13 protein-coding genes are annotated in these 17926 nt (G+C 60.9%); 6 read left to right on the top strand and 7 right to left on the bottom strand.

Annotated features, from left to right (window positions below; genetic code table 11):
- The 6 genes from rsmA to lptF are packed head-to-tail and all read right to left on the bottom strand — an operon-like array spanning window position 1 to window position 7519.
- Window positions 1–843, bottom strand: a complete 843-nt coding sequence (gene rsmA, locus THS5294_RS11840; protein WP_058123928.1) for a 16S rRNA (adenine(1518)-N(6)/adenine(1519)-N(6))-dimethyltransferase RsmA — start codon at window positions 841–843, stop codon at window positions 1–3.
- The gene (gene pdxA, locus THS5294_RS11835) at window positions 843–1826 is read right to left on the bottom strand and encodes a 4-hydroxythreonine-4-phosphate dehydrogenase PdxA (protein ID WP_058123927.1); all 984 of its coding nucleotides are present in this window, start codon (window positions 1824–1826) and stop codon (window positions 843–845) included. The genes rsmA and pdxA overlap by 1 nt, the downstream gene beginning before the upstream one ends.
- Before the next feature lie 2 nt (window positions 1827–1828).
- Window positions 1829–3106: a peptidylprolyl isomerase gene (locus tag THS5294_RS11830; RefSeq protein WP_058123926.1), complete on the bottom strand. Its 1278-nt coding sequence runs from the start codon at window positions 3104–3106 to the stop codon at window positions 1829–1831.
- 14 nt (window positions 3107–3120) lie between these two features.
- Window positions 3121–5277, bottom strand: coding sequence for an LPS-assembly protein LptD (locus tag THS5294_RS11825; protein ID WP_072936644.1), 2157 nt, complete (start codon window positions 5275–5277; stop codon window positions 3121–3123).
- 11 nt (window positions 5278–5288) lie between these two features.
- Complete coding sequence (lptG, locus tag THS5294_RS11820) at window positions 5289–6401, bottom strand: LPS export ABC transporter permease LptG (RefSeq protein ID WP_058123924.1); 1113 nt, start codon at window positions 6399–6401, stop codon at window positions 5289–5291.
- Window positions 6398–7519: an LPS export ABC transporter permease LptF gene (gene lptF, locus THS5294_RS11815; RefSeq protein ID WP_058123923.1), complete on the bottom strand. Its 1122-nt coding sequence runs from the start codon at window positions 7517–7519 to the stop codon at window positions 6398–6400. Before lptF ends, lptG begins: the two co-directional genes overlap by 4 nt.
- 150 nt (window positions 7520–7669) lie before the next feature.
- Here lptF and THS5294_RS11810 point away from each other — a divergent pair, with 150 nt between their 5' ends.
- Both THS5294_RS11810 and THS5294_RS11805 read left to right on the top strand, forming a co-directional pair.
- Entirely contained in the window at window positions 7670–9160 is a 1491-nt protein-coding gene (locus THS5294_RS11810; protein WP_058123922.1) for a leucyl aminopeptidase, read from the top strand.
- A 10-nt stretch (window positions 9161–9170) separates the two neighbouring features.
- On the top strand, window positions 9171–9638 hold the full coding sequence (locus THS5294_RS11805) for a DNA polymerase III subunit chi (protein ID WP_058123921.1): 468 nt from the start codon (window positions 9171–9173) through the stop codon (window positions 9636–9638).
- Between the two features lie 31 nt (window positions 9639–9669).
- Here THS5294_RS11805 and THS5294_RS11800 read toward each other — a convergent pair whose 3' ends face one another.
- Window positions 9670–11403 (bottom strand): serine protease, encoded by a 1734-nt coding sequence (locus THS5294_RS11800; protein WP_058123920.1) that lies wholly within the window; start codon window positions 11401–11403, stop codon window positions 9670–9672.
- A 243-nt stretch (window positions 11404–11646) separates the two neighbouring features.
- Between THS5294_RS11800 and THS5294_RS11795 the strand changes: the two genes are divergently transcribed.
- From THS5294_RS11795 to THS5294_RS11780, 4 genes are all read left to right on the top strand, one after another.
- The gene (locus tag THS5294_RS11795) at window positions 11647–12591 is read left to right on the top strand and encodes a glycine--tRNA ligase subunit alpha (protein WP_058123919.1); all 945 of its coding nucleotides are present in this window, start codon (window positions 11647–11649) and stop codon (window positions 12589–12591) included.
- Window positions 12592–12595: 4 nt separating this feature from the next.
- Window positions 12596–13120, top strand: coding sequence for a DUF6446 family protein (locus THS5294_RS11790; protein ID WP_058123918.1), 525 nt, complete (start codon window positions 12596–12598; stop codon window positions 13118–13120).
- On the top strand, window positions 13120–15177 hold the full coding sequence (glyS, locus tag THS5294_RS11785; RefSeq protein ID WP_058123917.1) for a glycine--tRNA ligase subunit beta: 2058 nt from the start codon (window positions 13120–13122) through the stop codon (window positions 15175–15177). Before THS5294_RS11790 ends, glyS begins: the two co-directional genes overlap by 1 nt.
- Before the next feature lie 129 nt (window positions 15178–15306).
- Window positions 15307–17847, top strand: a complete 2541-nt coding sequence (locus THS5294_RS11780) for a putative PEP-binding protein (protein WP_082645031.1) — start codon at window positions 15307–15309, stop codon at window positions 17845–17847.
- The last annotated feature ends 79 nt before the right edge of the window (window positions 17848–17926 follow it).

Below are 17926 nucleotides of genomic sequence, written 5' to 3'. Positions count from 1 at the left end.
TCATGCTGCAGCGACCGCGCGGGCGAGGGCGCAGAACCCTTCGAGCGGAACCTGTTCGGCCCGGTCCGTGGGTTTGAGGCCTGCGGCGATCAAGCGATCCTCAATGTCTGGTGCGATGCCCTTGAGCGCGGATCGCAGCATTTTACGGCGCTGGTTAAAGCCTGCCGCGACCACGCGGTTCAGCACGGCGGCATCCGCCTCAAAGCGCGCTTTGGGGAGCGCCGTAAGGTGCACCACCGCCGAAGATACTTTGGGCGGTGGGGTGAAGGCCTCAGGCGGCAGGTGCAGCGCGATATGCGCATCGGCCCGCCACTGCGCAAGAAGCGCGAGGCGGCCATAGGCCTTGGACCCCGGTGCGGCCACAATCCGCTCTGCGACTTCCTTTTGGAACATCAGCGTCATAGAGCTCCAGACAGGGGGCCATTCTTTGGGGGTTAACCACCGCACCAGCAATTCCGTGCCCACGTTATAGGGCAGGTTGGCGGCAATCCGGATGGGTGGCGTCAGATGCGCCAATGCGTCCACGTCGAGCGCGTCACCCTCGATCACCTCGAGCTGTCCGGGGTAGGCGGCGGCAATCTCGGCCAAAGCGGGCAGGCAGCGGGGGTCTTTTTCTACGGCCAGAACGCGGCGTGCGCCTTCCGCCAAAAGCCCACGGGTCAATCCGCCGGGGCCAGGGCCGACCTCCAGAATGTCAGAGCCGCTCAGATCACCTGCCACACGGGCAATCCGCGCGGTTAGGTTGAGGTCCAGTAGAAAGTTTTGCCCAAGCGATTTGCGTGCGCTTAACCCATGGGTTGCGATGACGTCGCGCAGCGGTGGAAGGGGATCGATTTGTGCCATTACGCGACCTTTGCTGCGGCGCGACGGGCCACCATTTGTGCGGCCATGTCGATTGCAGCGGCCATGGATGTTGGGTTGGCGATGCCTTTGCCGGCGATATCAAAGGCGGTGCCGTGATCGGGTGACGTGCGGATGAACGGCAGGCCCAGCGTGACATTCACGCCCCGGTCAAAATCAAGCGTCTTTATCGGGATCAGGGCTTGGTCGTGGTACATACACACGGCGGCGTCGTATCCCTGTCGGGCGCGTGCATGGAACATTGTATCGGCGGAGCTAGGCCCCGTTAGGTCCAGCCCGTCTGCGCGCAAACGCTCAATTAGTGGCGTGATCCAGTCTAGCTCTTCGTGACCCATCGCCCCGCCTTCGCCCGCGTGGGGGTTGAGGCCCGCAATCGCGATGCGTGGGGCAGTGATGCCAAAGTCCGATGTCAGGCCTTTGGCGGTGGTGCGGATCACCTGTTCCAAAAGGTCCGCCGTTAACGCGGTGGGGACCTCAGACAGAGCGATGTGGATCGTTGCGGGCACCACCCGCAGCGCGTCGGAGGCCAGCATCATTACCACATCAACGTTTCCGCCAAGTGCGGCCAAGTATTCCGTGTGGCCGGGATAGGCAAAGCCTGCGCCGTCTTGCAGCGCCTTTTTGTGGATGGGGGCCGTGACCACCGCACTTGCGGCACCGCTTTGCGTGAGCTCCACTGCCCGTGCGATGGCCGAGACCACGCCGGGGGCTTGGGCCGCTTGCGGGGTGCCGGGCGTGGCGGGACCGGGTATGTCGTGCACCAGTACGGGCAGACCTTTGGTCATGGCTGCGCGCGCCTCGGCCGGAGTGTCGATTGGCACAACGGATACACCGAAGCCTTCAAAATGCGTCGGGTTTCCGATGGCAAACCGAGGGGTGCCGTCGGCCGAGTAGCTGCGGGCAATAATCTCGGGGCCTATCCCTGCGGTTTCACCGCAGCTGACCGCGAGAGGAAGCATTGTCATGCTCATCCCTGTGGCCGAGCAATCACCGCATCCGCGCGCAACTCATCCAAAAACCCATCGGCATAGGACACGAGCCGCTGTTGACGCAGTTGTCCTCTGATCTGGTCACGGGCGCCTTCGGCGATCTCGGAGGATCGACCGCAAAGCATGATGAACCGCAGATCTGTGTCTGTGCTCAGCATGGTCGAAACCTCATGTGTGTCCAGCTTCGCGAGCTCTAACGCCAGTTCTTGCGACAGCTCGCTTTGCAGGACTGATTGCCGCGTGACAGGGCTTAGACCGGATAGGTCTTGACCATAGAGGTCTTCGCAAGTGTCCACGCTGTCACGGAGATCTTGGGCTGCTAACAGGGCGGTTTCGGTCCGGCCACCGGGGATCAGGACTTCGGCGTATTCGACTGCTAGCGTTTCGGGTGGTGTTGCGCTTAGCTCCTCTAGATCGCGCAGCAAGAAAAGCGCAATGAAGGGACCAAGGTTGATCGGCGCGCTGATTTCGCCGGGTGCAAGCGTCAGGACTTGGCCCACAACCTGTGGCGGCAGGTTGCCCAATGGAACCCAATCAAGGCGACCGCCGCGCGGGGCCGTGGAGGCCGCGGAATACCGCTGGGCCGCGGCTGCAAAGGCGGCGGGGCTGTTGATCGTATCGGACAGGCGGTTCGCCAGCGCTTCGTTTTCTTCTGATAGCTCGGGCGTCAGGGGCAGAGCGATCTCAGAGAGTAAAATCCGCGCCGATCCGCGCTCACTTGCCAGCGCGAGGGCACGGTCGACCTCAGCTTCGCTGATCTGTGCCCGGGGGCCAAAGCGTTGCTGGACCAAGCTGCGCCACAGGGCACCGTTGCGCACGAAATCGCGCAGTGTTTCGGCGGCGACACCCTCTTGGCCAAGGGCCGCGATCAGGGCGTCAGGCTCTAGGTTCGTGCGGGTGGCGAACTCCGCAATTCCGGCCTCTAGCTCCTCGGGAGACAGCGTAACCCCGGCAGAGCGGGCGGCCTGCAATTGCAGCGCCTCATCGATGAGTGCGTCGGTGATCGCCTCCTGGCTTACCCCGGGCGAACGCAAGAGCGTCAGGAACAAAACGCGCTGCTGCACCTGAAAGTTGGTCACGACAGTGCCGTTTACGGTGGCGGCCGCGGCGAAGGGGTTCGCGCTCTGGGCGATTGCAGTCGATGTGGTGAGGCTCAGCGCGCCGACAGTCAGCCCACCTGCCAAAAGAGCACCGCGCGCCCCGGTCCAAAGCCGCCGTTGAACGTGACGCATAAATCCTGCCAGCGATGATGTCATTGCTTTCGTCCTCATCAGAATGCGCAGCTGCGGCGTTGCTCGCGACTGCCCTCATTGCCTGCGCCAAATCCCGTCAGTTCAAACGTCAAACCGACGGTCGTTGCGGGGCGCAGGGTCGTTGTAGCTGTAAAGCGTCTTGAGACGTTGAAGTCCACCCGGACGCAATCGGAATGGTAGCTCAGCCCGACACCTGCGGTACTGGCATCGTTGGTTTCAAAGTCATACCGCCAGTCGACTTGTCCCGTCCAGTCGCGCGCCAAAGCAACGGTCGCATCCAGTGACCATTCGGATGTGTCCAAGAGCCGTCCCGCCGCCGCATCTGCCTCAAGCCATGTAAAACCTGATAACACCGAGTACCGGGGATCGGTGTAGCGGAGTAGGGTTTCAGAACGTGCAAACGACAGTTGATCGTCGAACAATGCACGATGGGCCAACTGCAGGCGGTCCTGCACATCTAGCGATACTGCGGCCAACCAGTCCGAGGATGACCCATCCAGACCGGTGCCTGCGTTGAATTGGTTTTGGTCCGCATCCCGCACCACGCGACCAAGCGTGAGCCCAAGGTCCCAGCCTACGGGATCGACCCGGGTGTAATTTACGCCAATATTCAACCGATTGCCGGTTTCTCGGACATCGCGGCCCGCAAATCGAGACGTTGAAAACAAATTGCCCTCGTCGAAATCGACGGTTTGGCTGTCTTCGTTTGGCGCATCGTTCAGGGTGTCGCGGGTAAAGACGGCCTGAACGATTGGCTCCAGAAGGTGCTGCACGCCTCCGGTCGTTGCCTTAGCCATTGGTATGCGGGCCTCAAACGTCAGGATGGGTGTCACGCGTGTGACGGTTTCATCTGCAAAGTTTAGTGGGTCTTGGAGGATTTGATAATGATCAAGGTGACCCTCTGCGTGCAGCCGCGTCACGAGGCCGGTGTTCCACAGCCAAGACCGTTCCCACTGCGCGCTGAGACCAACGCGTGCCACATCTCGTGATAAGCCCGTCGCAGCGTCGTCGCCCCGGCGGTAATGACCGTGAACCTCTGCGTCCACCGTTGCTATCCCACCGATCATGTCGGGCGCAAAGCGTCGCGTCGTGCTGACCGAGGTCAAAATTGTGGGCAGGAAGCGGTTGTCCTCGCTTTCGCGTAAGGATTGAAAGGCGATGATCTCTGCTTGGTTGATATGCTTTCGATCCACCCGGGCAAGGGCGAGGCGGCGGGTCAATCGGTCCAAGTCCGAGACACCGTAGGTTACGAGGTAGTCGGGGTCGGAGGTTGTCTCGACATCAAATGTGAGGGTGTAGTCGTGCGCGACATCGAACGTTCCTTCGGCGAACACATATCCGCGATAGGCATCCGGGGTGAGGCCATCGAATGTCAGCGCCCCATTTACTTCTATCGCGCCGTTCACAAAGGCTTGGCGGTAGCGGGCTTCTAGCGTCTCGGTCCCGCCGCTCGTCACATAGGGCGTCAGCGTCAGATCACGGCTCTCATCAATAACGTGAAAGTACGGGATTTTGATCCCGGTGCCGAGTTGATCGTCCGAGCTGAGTTCGGGCGCGAGAAATCCGCTGGAGCGTTCAAGCGTTGGGTCGGGCAACCGGATTTGTGGTAGGTAAATCACGGGCACGCCCATCACGCGCAGTTGGGCTTGTTCGAAATACAATTGCCGTTCCTGCGTGTCGTGGATCACCCGCTTGGAGCGTATTTGCCAAAGCGGTACCGGGTTCTCAGCGCAGATGGTGCAAGAGGACGCGACCGTTTGGTAGGCCTGCACAAATCGCCCATCGCTGGAGCGTGAAATCTCGGTCGCGGCGATTTGCAACTGCTCGTCGAGCACCAAACGCGCTCCGCGCAGCAGACCGCTTTGTAAGTCAGATGATAATTCTGCGAAGTCGGCGAAGATGACGGTCGTTTCGTCGTCACGCAGAGTGATGGGTCCGTTGATAGACAGGCTGTCGTCTGTTTGATCATAGCGGATCTCGCCTGCCTTCAGCTGAACGCCGTCGTAAAATACCTCCACGTTGCCTTTGGCCGTGAGGGTGCCCGTTTCGCCCGAAAAATCGATCGCATCCGCAATCAAAAGCGCGGGGGGCGGTGTTTCCTGCGCTATGGAGGGGCCAAGGCCTAGGACGAGGACAAGAGCGGTTGCCGCAAGTGGGGATATCAGGGGGGACATAGGCCGGGGCATTACCCTTCCTCTCTGTGCAAAAGGACGCCGAGGCCGACGCAAATGGCGGCTAACGGGGGCGCCCATGCTGCAATTTGAACAGATAGTTGACCGTTCTCACCCAAGACTTGCGCAAAGGACCGTAGGAAGAAAATGCCAAAGCCGACGATCAGAGCAATCAACACCATTTTGCCCACGCCGCCTGCGCGGGCATGGCCCATAGAAAAGCCCGCCCCAATCAAGACCATGGCCATGAGCATGACCGGCGAGGTCAGTTCCATCGCCAGCCAAACCCTGTGTTGCAGGCCTGAAAAACCTGCGGCGTTGAGTTGGTTGATAAAGCTGGGCAATTCATAGATCGGGATCGCGGAAGGCACGCCAAAACTGTCGCGGATTTGTGCCTGGGTCAGGGTTGATGGCAGTTTGAGCGTTGGATGTAATGATGCATCACGTTCGGGGTTGCGGCTGCTGCCCAAAGGCCAGCTTTTGGCGTTCTGGAGGCGCCATTCGGAGCCCTCTGGTGCGACCGGCGCAAGCCGCGCGCGGGACGCATCGATCCGTGCGATCATCGATCCTTCGGCGTCGAACTGTAGAAACGTTGCATCGAACAAAACCGTCCCGTCCAAGGATGACCGCGCCGCGCGAATGACGGTTTGCCCCGCTCCGTCACCTTGCCGCAGCCACACGCCTTCGGGCGATAGGGACAGGACTGAGGAAACGCCGCTGCGCAAAGTATCCGAGACACGCTCATATTCTGATTGGGTGGCAGCAACGATGGGGTTCAACACGCCTAGCCCAAACAGGCCCAGTAGGAATGCCCCACCAATGGGCGCGACAAGTGCCGACATCCCAGATCGTCCCGAGGCCCGGATGGCCACCAATTCGGAGGACCGTGCGAGGCTCACCAATAGGGCCAGCGTTGAAAGGATCACGATCAATGGCAGGATTTGGTACAGGGCGGCTGGCAGGTTCAGCGACGCGAGGCGAAAGCCGTCGCGCAACCCGCCGCTGTCTTGGTCCAACCGGCGGACCTGTTCCATCAGGTCAATGGGAAACAGCAGCGCGATAAACACCAGTGTCACAAGGCCAACCGTCGCGAAAAAACGACGCAAGAGATACAGATTGAGGGTCATGCAGGCACCCCTCGGACCAGTTTGCGCGGGGCATATGCGTTCCAGCTGAGCGCGAGTGTTGCCATGCCCATCGTGATCAATGCGGGCAGATACGTGAGCGGCCAAAGACCCGCGTTACCACGCACCGCGTTCTCAACCACGTTGGAGGTGAGTTTGAGCAAAATCGCCAAAAACACTGCCGCGAGGATTTGACGCCACAGGCCCAGCCGCGAAAAGCTGCCCAGCATCAGAAGCGCAATGGCCAAGACGGGTAGGGCGGCGGCGAATATCGGCTCGGCAAAGCGGTTGTGTCCCTCAAACAAATAGACCCCGCGTTTGACCCCGTCCCGGGCCAAGTCCGTTGCGTCTGCACGCAGCAGCGTGGCCGTATCAAGCGACCTTGGGTCCTTGCGCGGGCTCGCTGGTCCGCCGACAAGGCCCGCAAGGTCATAGGTGAAATCTGCAAACGATACGACCGTTAGGCTGCGCGTGTCCGTGTGCAGGGTTTGGGCCGCGCCTTCGAACATGACCAACCGGGGGCTGTCGCCTGCGCGCAGCAAAACGGCACGTTCTGCCGTGTAGGTCGTGCGCGCCGCGGCGTCCCGGCGATCTTGAAGAAATACGCCCCGCAGTTCGCCTTGCTCCGTGATCTCACGAACGTAGACGGTGATACCGGTGCCGGGGTGCAAAAACTCACCGTCCTTAAGGAACCGGCCGGTGATGTCGCGCGATAGCTCTTGGTTTTGCTCAACCAACATCGTGCGGGACACGGGCACCAGCAGATGTGCCAAAAGTGACAATAGCACCGCGACACACAGGCCGAAATACAGGACCGGGCGCGCCATGGTCCACGGGCTTAGCCCTGTGGTTTGGGCCACGACCAACTCGCTCTCGCCGCTCAGCCGGTTCACGCCATAGAGCGTCGCCACAAGTGCCGAGATGGGCAGCACTGTCAGAATCACGGATGGCAAGGTCAGCAGTGTCAGTTCCAGAAACAACGAAACGTTCGATCCACCCGCAATCAGCCGATCAAACAGGCTGACCGCGCGATTGACCCAATAGACCGCCACGAGGATCAGGCTAAAGAAGCCAAAAACCATCAGGAGATGCGACAGGATGTATCTGTCGAAAGTACGCATACTGTCCCTAGTGCCCCGCCGTGCATCGTGCTTGGCTCTTTTTAGTCCCTTTGGCCGCCCGGTGCGAGTGTAAACTGGTCATTGCCCATGTGGAGGGCTAGGTTGCCGCACAACGCCCACGTAATGGGTTGAGAACAGGGAAGACATACCATGACCGCGCCGATGCAAATTCATTTCAAACACCCCGATCTGGAAGGCCTTGCAGCCGTTGAGGGCAAGATCGCGATCTTTGTTCCCGAGGAAGGCACATTGTCGCCAGAAGCGCGGCGTTTGAATCGGGTGACCAAAGGGGCTGTCGCGCGGGCAGTTGAGAGCAAGGCGTTTGAAAAAGCCAAAGCAGGCAAAGGCATTGAGATTGGCTACCCCGCAGGTATCGCCGCAGAGGCGATTATGGTGATGAAGCTGGCCCGCCGCCCCGAAGCGGCAGAAGCCCGCGATGCGGGCGCCGCCTTGGCTAAGTTCAAGGGCCGGGGCGCGTTGTTGGTGCTGGGAAGCAGTCAGCGCCGTGCGGCGGATGTCTCGCTTGGGTTGGCGCTGCGGGCCTATGAATTTGATGCGCACTTGGTCGACAAGGCCGATGATACGCCCCGCCAAGATACCGTTTTCATGCACAACAAGCCCGAGGAACTTGCCGCTGAAGCCAACCCCCTTGCGGCCATCGCTGAGGGCGTGTTTTTCACGCGCGATCTGGTCAATGAGCCCGCCAACGTGCTGACGACCGACGATTTCGCCGCCCGTCTTGCCGCAATGCAGGAGCTGGGGCTTGAGGTCGAAATCCTCGAAGAAGCAGACCTGGAAAAGCTGGGTATGCGCGCGCTTTTGGGCGTGGGGCAGGGCTCGCGCAGCGCATCCAAAGTGGTTGTGATGCATTGGAACGGCGCGCGTGGCACGGATAGGGCGGATGAGCCTCCCTTTGCGCTGATCGGCAAAGGCGTCGTGTTCGACACCGGCGGTATTTCGCTCAAACCTGCGGGCGGCATGGAAGACATGACCATGGATATGGGCGGCGCGGGCGTCGTGGCCGGCGTGATGCGTACTTTGGCGCTGCGCAAAGCCAAGGCCAATGTTGTGGGTATCGTGGGGCTGGTCGAAAACATGCCCGACGGTAACGCACAACGCCCGGGCGATGTTGTCCGCTCCATGAAGGGGGACACGATCGAGGTCATCAACACCGATGCCGAGGGTCGGCTCGTGCTGTGCGACGTGATGTGGTACGCGCAGGAGCGGTTCAAGCCCTCGGGTATGATTGATCTGGCGACGCTGACGGGGGCTATCATTATCGGTCTTGGTCATGAAAACGCGGGCGTGTTTTCCAACAGCGACACGCTGTCGAACGACTTTCTTGCGGCGGCTAAGGAAACAGGCGAAGGCGCGTGGCGCCTGCCGCTATCGCCCGCCTATGACAAGCTGCTCAAATCCCGCGTGGCGGACATGAAAAATGTTGGTGGTCGCGCGGCAGGGTCGATCACTGCGGCGCAGTTCCTCAAGCGCTTCGTCAAAGATGAGACGCCTTGGATCCACCTCGACATCGCCGGTGTAGCCTCTGTGTCCTCTGAGACCTCTTTGGCCCCTGCGGGTGCGACAGGCTGGGGCGTGCGCGCCCTCGATCAGCTGATCGCCGACAAATACGAGGCCAAATAGCGCACGACCGATGGGAGAGGCCTACTTCTACCACCTGACGCGGCAACCTCTTGAGGTCACCGCCGCCACTCTGCTCGGCAAAGCGCTTGGGGCAGGGTGGCGCGTGGCGTTACGGGGCCGCGATGCGGAGCGTCTAAAGGCGCTTGATGCCAAGTTGTGGCATGGCGCGCGGGATAGCTTTCTGCCCCACGGGCTTGCGGGCGGGGACCACGATGCCCGCCAACCCATTCTTTTGACGGCTGATATGACGGCTGCCAATGATCCGCAGTGTGTCATGGCGGTGGATGGGGCTGAGGTCACACCGGAAGAGGTGGGGACGCTCTCGCGGGTGATGATCTTGTTCGATGGCACCGATGGCGAGGCTGTGGCCCACGCCCGGACGCAGTGGAAATCGCTGACAGATGCGGGCGCTGCGGCGCGCTATTGGTCCGAGGAAAGTGGGCGTTGGGAAGAAAAAGCGTCCAAAAACACAGGGTAGACCGCCCCGTAGTTAGGGCGGCCTTTGTCGATTATTGCTCCCAGCAACTGACCAAGACGGTCATATCAGCCGCTCGCGTGGTCAGGTCCTGTGGTGCGAGGGCCTCTGTCGCGGAAGAGATCGCGGGTGACACCCCCTGAGATAAAAGCGTCACGGTGATGTCACCTGCTTTGCGCGCAAAAGCCACGTCTTGGGGCAGGGTACGGGTGGCAGACGTGTCAGCCAGCAGAACACCTGTGACAGCGCCGGTTTCGTCAAACACTGGCCCGCCAGTGTCACCGGGTTGGGCCACCATGCTCAGCCGCAACAGCGCCTCATCACCGGTCAAACCGCGCAGGTCCTCAAGCGTGCCGAAGGTTAAGCTCGCGGCACCAAGGATGCCCTCATAGGGAAAGCCCGCAACCGAAACGCTGCTGCGCAACCGGCCGGGCGTGCGCGCAAAGGCTGCGACAGCGACGGGGGCCAAACGCTCTTGCGGGGCGAGCAGTGCGATGGTGTCATCTGCAAAAATCACCTCCGCTGGGTGCTGTTGGTTGATCGTAAGCCGACCACACCCGTTCGCCATCTCGGCTGAGGTTAACACGCGGCCCGCAGCGTCCACAAAAAAGCCCGAGCGAGATTTGAGGGGGCGGCGCACATCAAGGCCAGACACCAGATCGACGTCTTGGCGCGTGGCGTCGTAGCCTTGAGCGGGGTCCATCGCGGGCCCGATCGAGCGCAGGCTTGCCTCCATCTTGGGTAGGACACGGGCGATGGTTTCTGCCTGCTCTGGGGGCCAGATCAGCATAAAGCCATGCACGTGGCCGTTCCGCAGCCGGACATGTGTTTCGGATGTCAGCGCAGGACCTTCGCCGCGTAGAATAAACCCATCGCGGCCCTTGGAGCGGGGGCCGTTTGGCGGCACCACATCAAGGGTTTGCAGAATGTCATAAAGCCCGCTGACGGTGCCGCGATCACCTGCCTGACTGATCAAGATCATGCGCACGCCACTGTCATCCCGGGCCTCATAATGGGCAAAGGGGGCCTCGTAGCGGTCAAATTGCACCAGCCCAAGGGGGGCCTCAATCTGCACACCCGCGATGTCGTCGCGCAAAACTTCAAGCCCAAGGGTCGCCAGAGCGGCCGCGTATTGTTCTAGCAATTGGCTGCGTTGCGCAGTGGTCAAAATGCCGGTGGGCTCTTGGCCCTGATCATCCTGCCACAACTGCATGGAGCGGCGCGTGCCGGGACCAAAAGCACCATCAATTGCAGCCGTATAGAAGCCGAACCACTGGAGCGCGGTTTGCAGGTCTTCGCGCTGCGGGCGGGTCAATAACCGTTCGGATGCGCGGGCCTCAGCCACTGTTTCGTCCGATGGGGACGGTGATCCGGGGGGCGCGATGGCCGGCGCCGTGGGGCTTGGCGTCGCGACCTGTGCTTGTTGGCTGTCATTGCGGCCGCCTTCGGGCCAGAATTGAGCCCCAAACCCACGCCCATCGGCAATGAAACTGTCGCGAGGAATTAACCCGTTGGCGCGCAACTGGCGCAATGTTGTCTGGGCGGTGGCCGCGTCGAAGGGTCCCAGCGCGAGCGAATACCATCCGGAGGGGGCGGCGAAACCGTTCAGGTCGGGGACAAGTGTTTCGTAGGCGCGGGCGCGATCTTGCGCCTCGGCCAGGGTAGGGTGGCTTTCTATCTGCACCCAAGTGCTTTGCTGCGCGAGGGCCGCAGGGGCGAAAAAGCCCATGAAAATCACAAAAAATACGTTCAAAAGGCGGCGTGTCATACTGTCTCCGTCGCGGGTGTGCCTTGGCGCGTGTCGCGGTTGGCAGGGCGCGTGTTGGCGTGGTTGGGGCTTTGTGCCAAAGCGGGGGACGCAGTGCAATGCTTAGGCACCCCGACCAAACGGTATCGCGGGGCGGCTGCGTCTTTCGGGTCGCATCCCCGCGTTGATTGACCCCCCTCACGGAACCGCCTATGCAAGCGCCGAACGCCGGTGCCCCCGCACCGAACGCCACGGAGCACCGCTATGTCCGCATCCCCCACGCCCACGACCCCACGCTCGTTCCAGGAGATCATCCTGCGCCTGCAAGAGTATTGGGCGTCCAAAGGCTGCGCTGTCCTGCAACCCTACGATATGGAGGTTGGTGCGGGCACATTTCACCCCGCCACGACCCTGCGCGCCCTCGGGAGCAAGCCTTGGGCCGCCGCCTATGTGCAGCCCTCGCGCCGCCCGACTGATGGCCGCTACGGCGACAGCCCCAACCGGTTGCAGCACTATTATCAATATCAAGTGATCATCAAACCCTCACCGCCCGATTTGCAGGAGCTGTACCTTGGCTCGCTCCGGGCGATTGGGATTGATATGGACCTGCACGACATCCGCTTTGTTGAGGATGACTGGGAAAGCCCGACACTTGGCGCTTGGGGCCTTGGGTGGGAAGTCTGGTGCGACGGAATGGAAGTCTCGCAGTTCACGTACTTTCAACAGGTTGGCGGGCATGATTGCCAGCCTGTCTCGGGCGAGCTGACCTACGGTCTCGAGCGTCTTGCCATGTATGTTCTGGGCGTGGACCATGTGATGGACATGCCGTTCAATGCACCGGACGCGCTGATCCCGCTGAGCTATGGGGATGTGTTCCGCGAAGCAGAGGCGCAATACGCGCGCTGGAACTTTGACGTGGCCAACACCGAGGCGCTGTTGCAGCATTTTGTCGATGCGGAGGCCGAGTGTGCAGCGATCCTCGCGCTGCCCGCAGAAGACCCCAAAACAGGGCGTCGGATCGTCATGGCACAGCCCGCGTATGATCAATGCATCAAGGCCAGCCATATCTTTAACCTGCTGGACGCGCGCGGTGTAATCTCGGTCACGGAGCGTCAAGCGTATATCGGGCGTGTGCGGGCTCTTGCCAAAGCCTGTGCAGACGCTTTCGTGCAGACGCAAGCAGGCGGCTGGCAGCCGCAGGAGGCCTGAGGTTTTGGGAAAATTTGTCGTGATGCTGCTGCTCGGAACCGCATTGGCCGCCGGCGTGGGGATTTGGTACACCAATCACTCCGCCTATTGGGCGCCTATGGAAAACGTCACATTGCAGGCCACACCTGTGGGCGGGGCCGCGCCAGAGCCTTTTGGCGTGTCTGATGTGACCGCGATCCGCTCTGCCTCATCCCCGTTGGGATTTCGCGCCTGTTTTACAACCACGTCATCCCCCGCCTTCATGAGCGAACGCTTCGAAGTGCTTGAGAATGTAGCGCCCACAGTGCCACCATCGTGGTTCGATTGCTTTGATGCACCCGCAATTGGTGAGGCATTGGCCTCCGGCGGGGCGCTTGCGTTTCTGGGCCAAGAAAACATCGCCTACGGCGTAAACCGCGTGATTGCTGTGCTGCCCGATGGGCGCGGCTTTGCGTGGCATGAATTGAACAATTGCGGGAAGAAAGCCTATGACGGCTCTCCCGTTGGTGACGCGTGCCCTGATCGCGCAACCTTTAAGGGAGACTTCTGATGCCCGATCTGTTGCTGGAGCTGTTCTCCGAAGAAATTCCTGCCCGGATGCAGGCCCGTGCCGCCGCGGATCTGCAAAAGCGCGTGACCGATGGTCTGGTTGAGGCCGGGCTGACATATTCGGGTGCCGTGGCGCACGTCACGCCGCGCCGTCTGGTTTTGTCGGTCAATGGCTTGACGGCCGAAAGCCCGAACACCCGCGAAGAGCGTAAAGGCCCGCGTGTTGATGCGCCCGAAAAGGCGCTTGAAGGGTTCTTGCGATCCACGGGTCTTGCCAAAGACCAGCTGGAAGCGCGGGACGACAAAAAAGGGCAGGTCTGGTTTGCGGTGATCGAAAAGCCGGGCCGCCCGGCGGCTGAGATTATTGCTGAATTGGTTCCCGATGTGGTGCGCAACTTCCCATGGCCAAAATCCATGCGGTGGGGCGCAGGCAGCCTGCGCTGGGTCCGGCCATTGCACACAATCCTGTGCATTTTGACGGATGAAGCGGGCGCAGAGGTTGTGCCGTTTTCGGTCGACACGATCACCTCGGGTGACACAACGCGGGGCCACCGTTTCATGGCGCCGGATGCCTTCTCGGTCACGTCGTTCGAGGATTATGCGGCTAAGCTGAAACGCGCCCATGTGGTGCTTGAGGCTGCTGAACGCGCAGATGCTATTTGGAACGACGCCACGAACCAAGCCTTCGCTGCGGGTCTGGAAGTCGTAGACGACAAAGGCCTTCTGGCTGAGGTCGCGGGGCTAGTTGAATGGCCGGTGGTCTTGATGGGCGAGATTGCGGAAGACTTCCTCGATCTGCCGCCCGAGGTGCTGCAGACTTCGATGAAAGAGCACCAAAAGTTTTTCTCGGTGCGCAACGGAGCGACGGGGCGCATTGAGCGGTTCGTGACCGTGGCCAACCGTGAAACAGCGGATCAAGGCGCGACCATCCTTGCGGGCAACGCAAAGGTGCTGTCGGCGCGGCTGGCGGATGCGAAGTTCTTTTGGGAGAACGACCTGCGCGTGGCGACATCTGACATTAACACATGGGTGCAATCCCTTGATAACGTGACATTCCATAACAAACTGGGCAGCCAGCTGGAACGAATTGAACGCATCAAGGCACTGGCCGGTGAAATCGCGCCCTCCGTGGGTGCTGACGCCGAAACGGCTGCGACTGCGGCGGGTGTGGCCAAGGCAGACCTTAGCTCTGAGATGGTGTATGAATTCCCAGAGCTTCAGGGCTTGATGGGCCGCTACTACGCGACGCACGCGGGCCTGCCGGCGGAAGTCGCGGCGGTGTGCGAAGAACACTACGCACCGCTGGGGCCCTCGGATGACGTGCCCACGGCACCGGTTTCGGTGGCCGTTGCGCTGGCGGACAAGATTGATTTGTTGACCGGCTTTTGGGCAATCGAAGAAAAACCCACTGGGTCCAAGGATCCGTTCGCCCTGCGTCGGGCCGCACTCGGTGTGATCCGGTTGGTGTTGGAAAACGGCGCGCGCATGAACCTGTCAGAGGTTTTGGCCAAAGGGTATCCTGGCGCGGATGTGGCTGATCTGTTGAGCTTTATCTACGACCGCCTCAAAGTGTATTTGCGCGATCAGGGTATCCGGCACGACGTGATTGATGCGTGTCTGGCGATGCCGGGTGCAGATGATCTGGCGTTGCTGGTGGCGCGGGCGCGGGCGTTGAATGACGTGCTGGCGACCGAGGATGGCGAAAATCTTGTGCAGGGCTTTAAGAGAGCGTCAAACATTTTGAGTCAAGCTGAGGCGGCCGATGGGGTGGAATACTCGTTTGGCGCGGATGTAAAGTTTGCGGAGATGGACGAAGAAAAGGCCTTGTTTGCGGCATTGACGACGGCAGAGGGGGCGATCTCTCCGGCCATCGAGGCCGAAGATTTCGCGGGCGCCATGGGCGCCATGGCCCAGCTGCGCGGTCCGGTTGATGCGTTCTTTGACGCGGTACAGGTGAATGCGGAGAGTGAGATTTTGCGTCGCAACAGGCTGAACCTGTTGTCGCAGATCAGAACGATTTGCAGTCAAGTCGCGGATTTGACCAAGCTGACGGGCTAACTGCTGCAATGGGCTTCTACTTGTGGTTGTGGCGATCAACCGCATGACATGAACACACGCGTTATGAATGTGATGCTTGTGTGACCGGCGCAGCACCCTATGCTGCAGATGCACCATGAGATTGGCAACATGCTTGAGAGCCCTGATTTCACTGAAGTGACCACAACTGCGGATATCCGCAAACAGCGTCACGGCAACCGCGCAAAGTGTTTGCAGCGGTTGGTACGTTTGGGGCTGCCGGTGCCACAAACGGTGGCGCTTTCGTTCGAGACAGTGCGCAACATTGCCAATGGGCAGATGCCTGATCTGACGTCGCTTTTGGGAGTGTTTGAGGCTGATCCGCTGCTGATCTCGGTGCGGTCCTCAAGTGAGGCTGCTGATTGGGGCGGACCGGGCACGATCCTGAATATCGGCATGAACGACGCGACCCATGCCCTGCTGTCAGAGCGGTTGGGCCGAGAGCGTGCGGACAAGCTGTATCTGCGGTTCATCCGGTCGTTTGCGATTGAGGTGATGCGCCTCGATGATGCGCCGTTCCTAGATGCGCAAACCCCCGCAGCGGCCATGGCCGAATATGCTGCGGAAATGGACGATGCCTTTCCGCAGGACCCAACCGTTCAACTGAGTGAGGTCCTACGATCTATGGCCCGCGCGTGGGAGGGGACCTCTGCTCGGCTGTTGCGCCAAGCTCAGGGTGCGCCCGCAGATGCAGGGCTGGGCCTTGTGGTGCAGCGTATGGCGCTGGGGCTGGCTCCGGGTCAATCCGGGGCGGGTGTGATCCAATTTGTCAGTTCTGTCACCGGTGAGCCGCAGGTCACAGGGCGCTACTTGGGCCAAGCGCTGGGGCGAGAAGCCCTTGAGAGCAATGCAAAGGCGCTTTTCCTCACCAAGGACCCGCGCGGTCCGTCGCTTGAGGAGTTGTTGCCAGAGGTTTATGCCGAACTTGTGGCCGCCGGGGCCTTGATGCGGCGCAAACTACGGGCCGAGATGCAGGCCGAATTCACCATTGAGGAGGGGCGTTTGGCCATCCTCGATGCAGTTCGGGTCAAGCGCGTGGCACGTGCCAACCTGAATATCGTGACCCGACTTGCGCGCGACGGCATCATCACTCGCCAAGAGGCGATGATGCGGGTTGAACCGCAGGAGCTGTCCCAGTTGTTGCACCGTCAGGTCGATCCGGCCGCGACGATAACGGTTCTTGCAAAGGGGATCGCGGCGGCACCCGGTGCGGCCTCTGGCAAGATTGTCTTTGATGCGGCTGCCGCCCAAGCGGCCCTATCGCGCGATGAACCCTGCATCCTTGTGCGCCGCGAAACCTCGCCCGAGGATGTGCGGGGCATGCATGCCTCAGACGCGATCCTGACAGAGCGAGGGGGGATGACCTCTCACGCGGCGGTGATTGCGCGGGGCCTTGGGGTGCCGTGCGTGTCTGGCGCCACCGGGGTCAAGGTCGATCACGATGCCAAGCAGATCATTTTGCCGGATGGCAGCACGCTGCATGATGGCGACATCCTGACGGTTGATGGGAGCAGTGGACGGGTCCTTAGCGGGGCCGCGCCGATGGTCGAACCTGCACTTGATGGTGCCTTTGGGGAGTTGATGACATGGGCGGATGACCTGCGGGACATCGGCATCAGAGCCAATGCCGATACGCCCGCCGACGCTGCCTTGGCCCGCACCTTTGGTGTGGATGGGATCGGGCTTTGCCGGACGGAGCATATGTTTTTTGAGCCGGGCCGCCTGACGGTCATGCGCGAAATGATCTTTGCGGAGGATCCCGGTGACCGGGCTGCCGCGCTTGAGCGGTTGTTGCCGATGCAGCGGGCCGATTTCATTGAACTGTTCACCATCATGCAGGGCGCGCCGGTGTGCATTCGACTTCTGGATCCACCGCTTCATGAGTTTTTGCCCAGTAACAAAGAGGGCATGCGCGCCATGGCTGAGGCCTTGGATATCCCGCTGAGCCGGGTGCGCGCGCATATCGAATCGCTCAATGAATATAATCCAATGCTGGGGATGCGTGGCGTGCGCCTCGGCGTAGCGATCCCCGAAATTTATGAGATGCAGGCCCGGGCCATCTTTGAGGCCGCGGTCGAAGTGGGCCGCAACGGAACGCCTGTCGTGCCCGAAATCATGATCCCACTGGTCAGTGCTCAGCGCGAGGTGGAGCTTGTCAAACGCCGCGTAGATGCGCTTGCAGCCTCTGTGCGGGGCGAAAGCGGAACGGAGCTCGATTTTCGTCTTGGCGTGATGGTCGAGACACCGCGCGCTGCTTTGCGCGCCGGTGAAATCGCCGAAAACTCTGCATTTTTGTCATTTGGCACAAACGACCTGACACAGATGACCTATGGCCTCTCGCGCGATGATGCGGGTCGGTTCATGTCGGCCTATGTCAATGAGGGCGTCTATCCCGAGGATCCGTTCCAGACGCTTGATCTGGACGGTGTGGGCGAGTTGTTATTGCTGGGGGCGGAACGCGGGCGCGCCGCACGTCCTGATGTGGTGCTGTCACTGTGCGGCGAACACGGTGGCCACCCCGAATCCATCGCGTTTTGCCGAAGAGCAGGGTTTGACTACGTCTCTTGCTCGCCGTTTCGGGTCCCGGTGGCCAAACTTGCGGCCGCTCAGGCGAGGATTCGCCATGAGACAGGCCCCGACGGCGGCGCTTGACCACAAAATCGACGTCAACAATCAAGACAAATTGATCTGACTTGCCCCATTCCTGCCATCTATTAACGCTGATCTGTTA

Source organism: Thalassobacter stenotrophicus (genome assembly GCF_001458315.1).
Classification (GTDB): domain Bacteria; phylum Pseudomonadota; class Alphaproteobacteria; order Rhodobacterales; family Rhodobacteraceae; genus Thalassobacter; species Thalassobacter stenotrophicus.
This window is presented reverse-complemented; position numbering and strand designations above follow the sequence as displayed.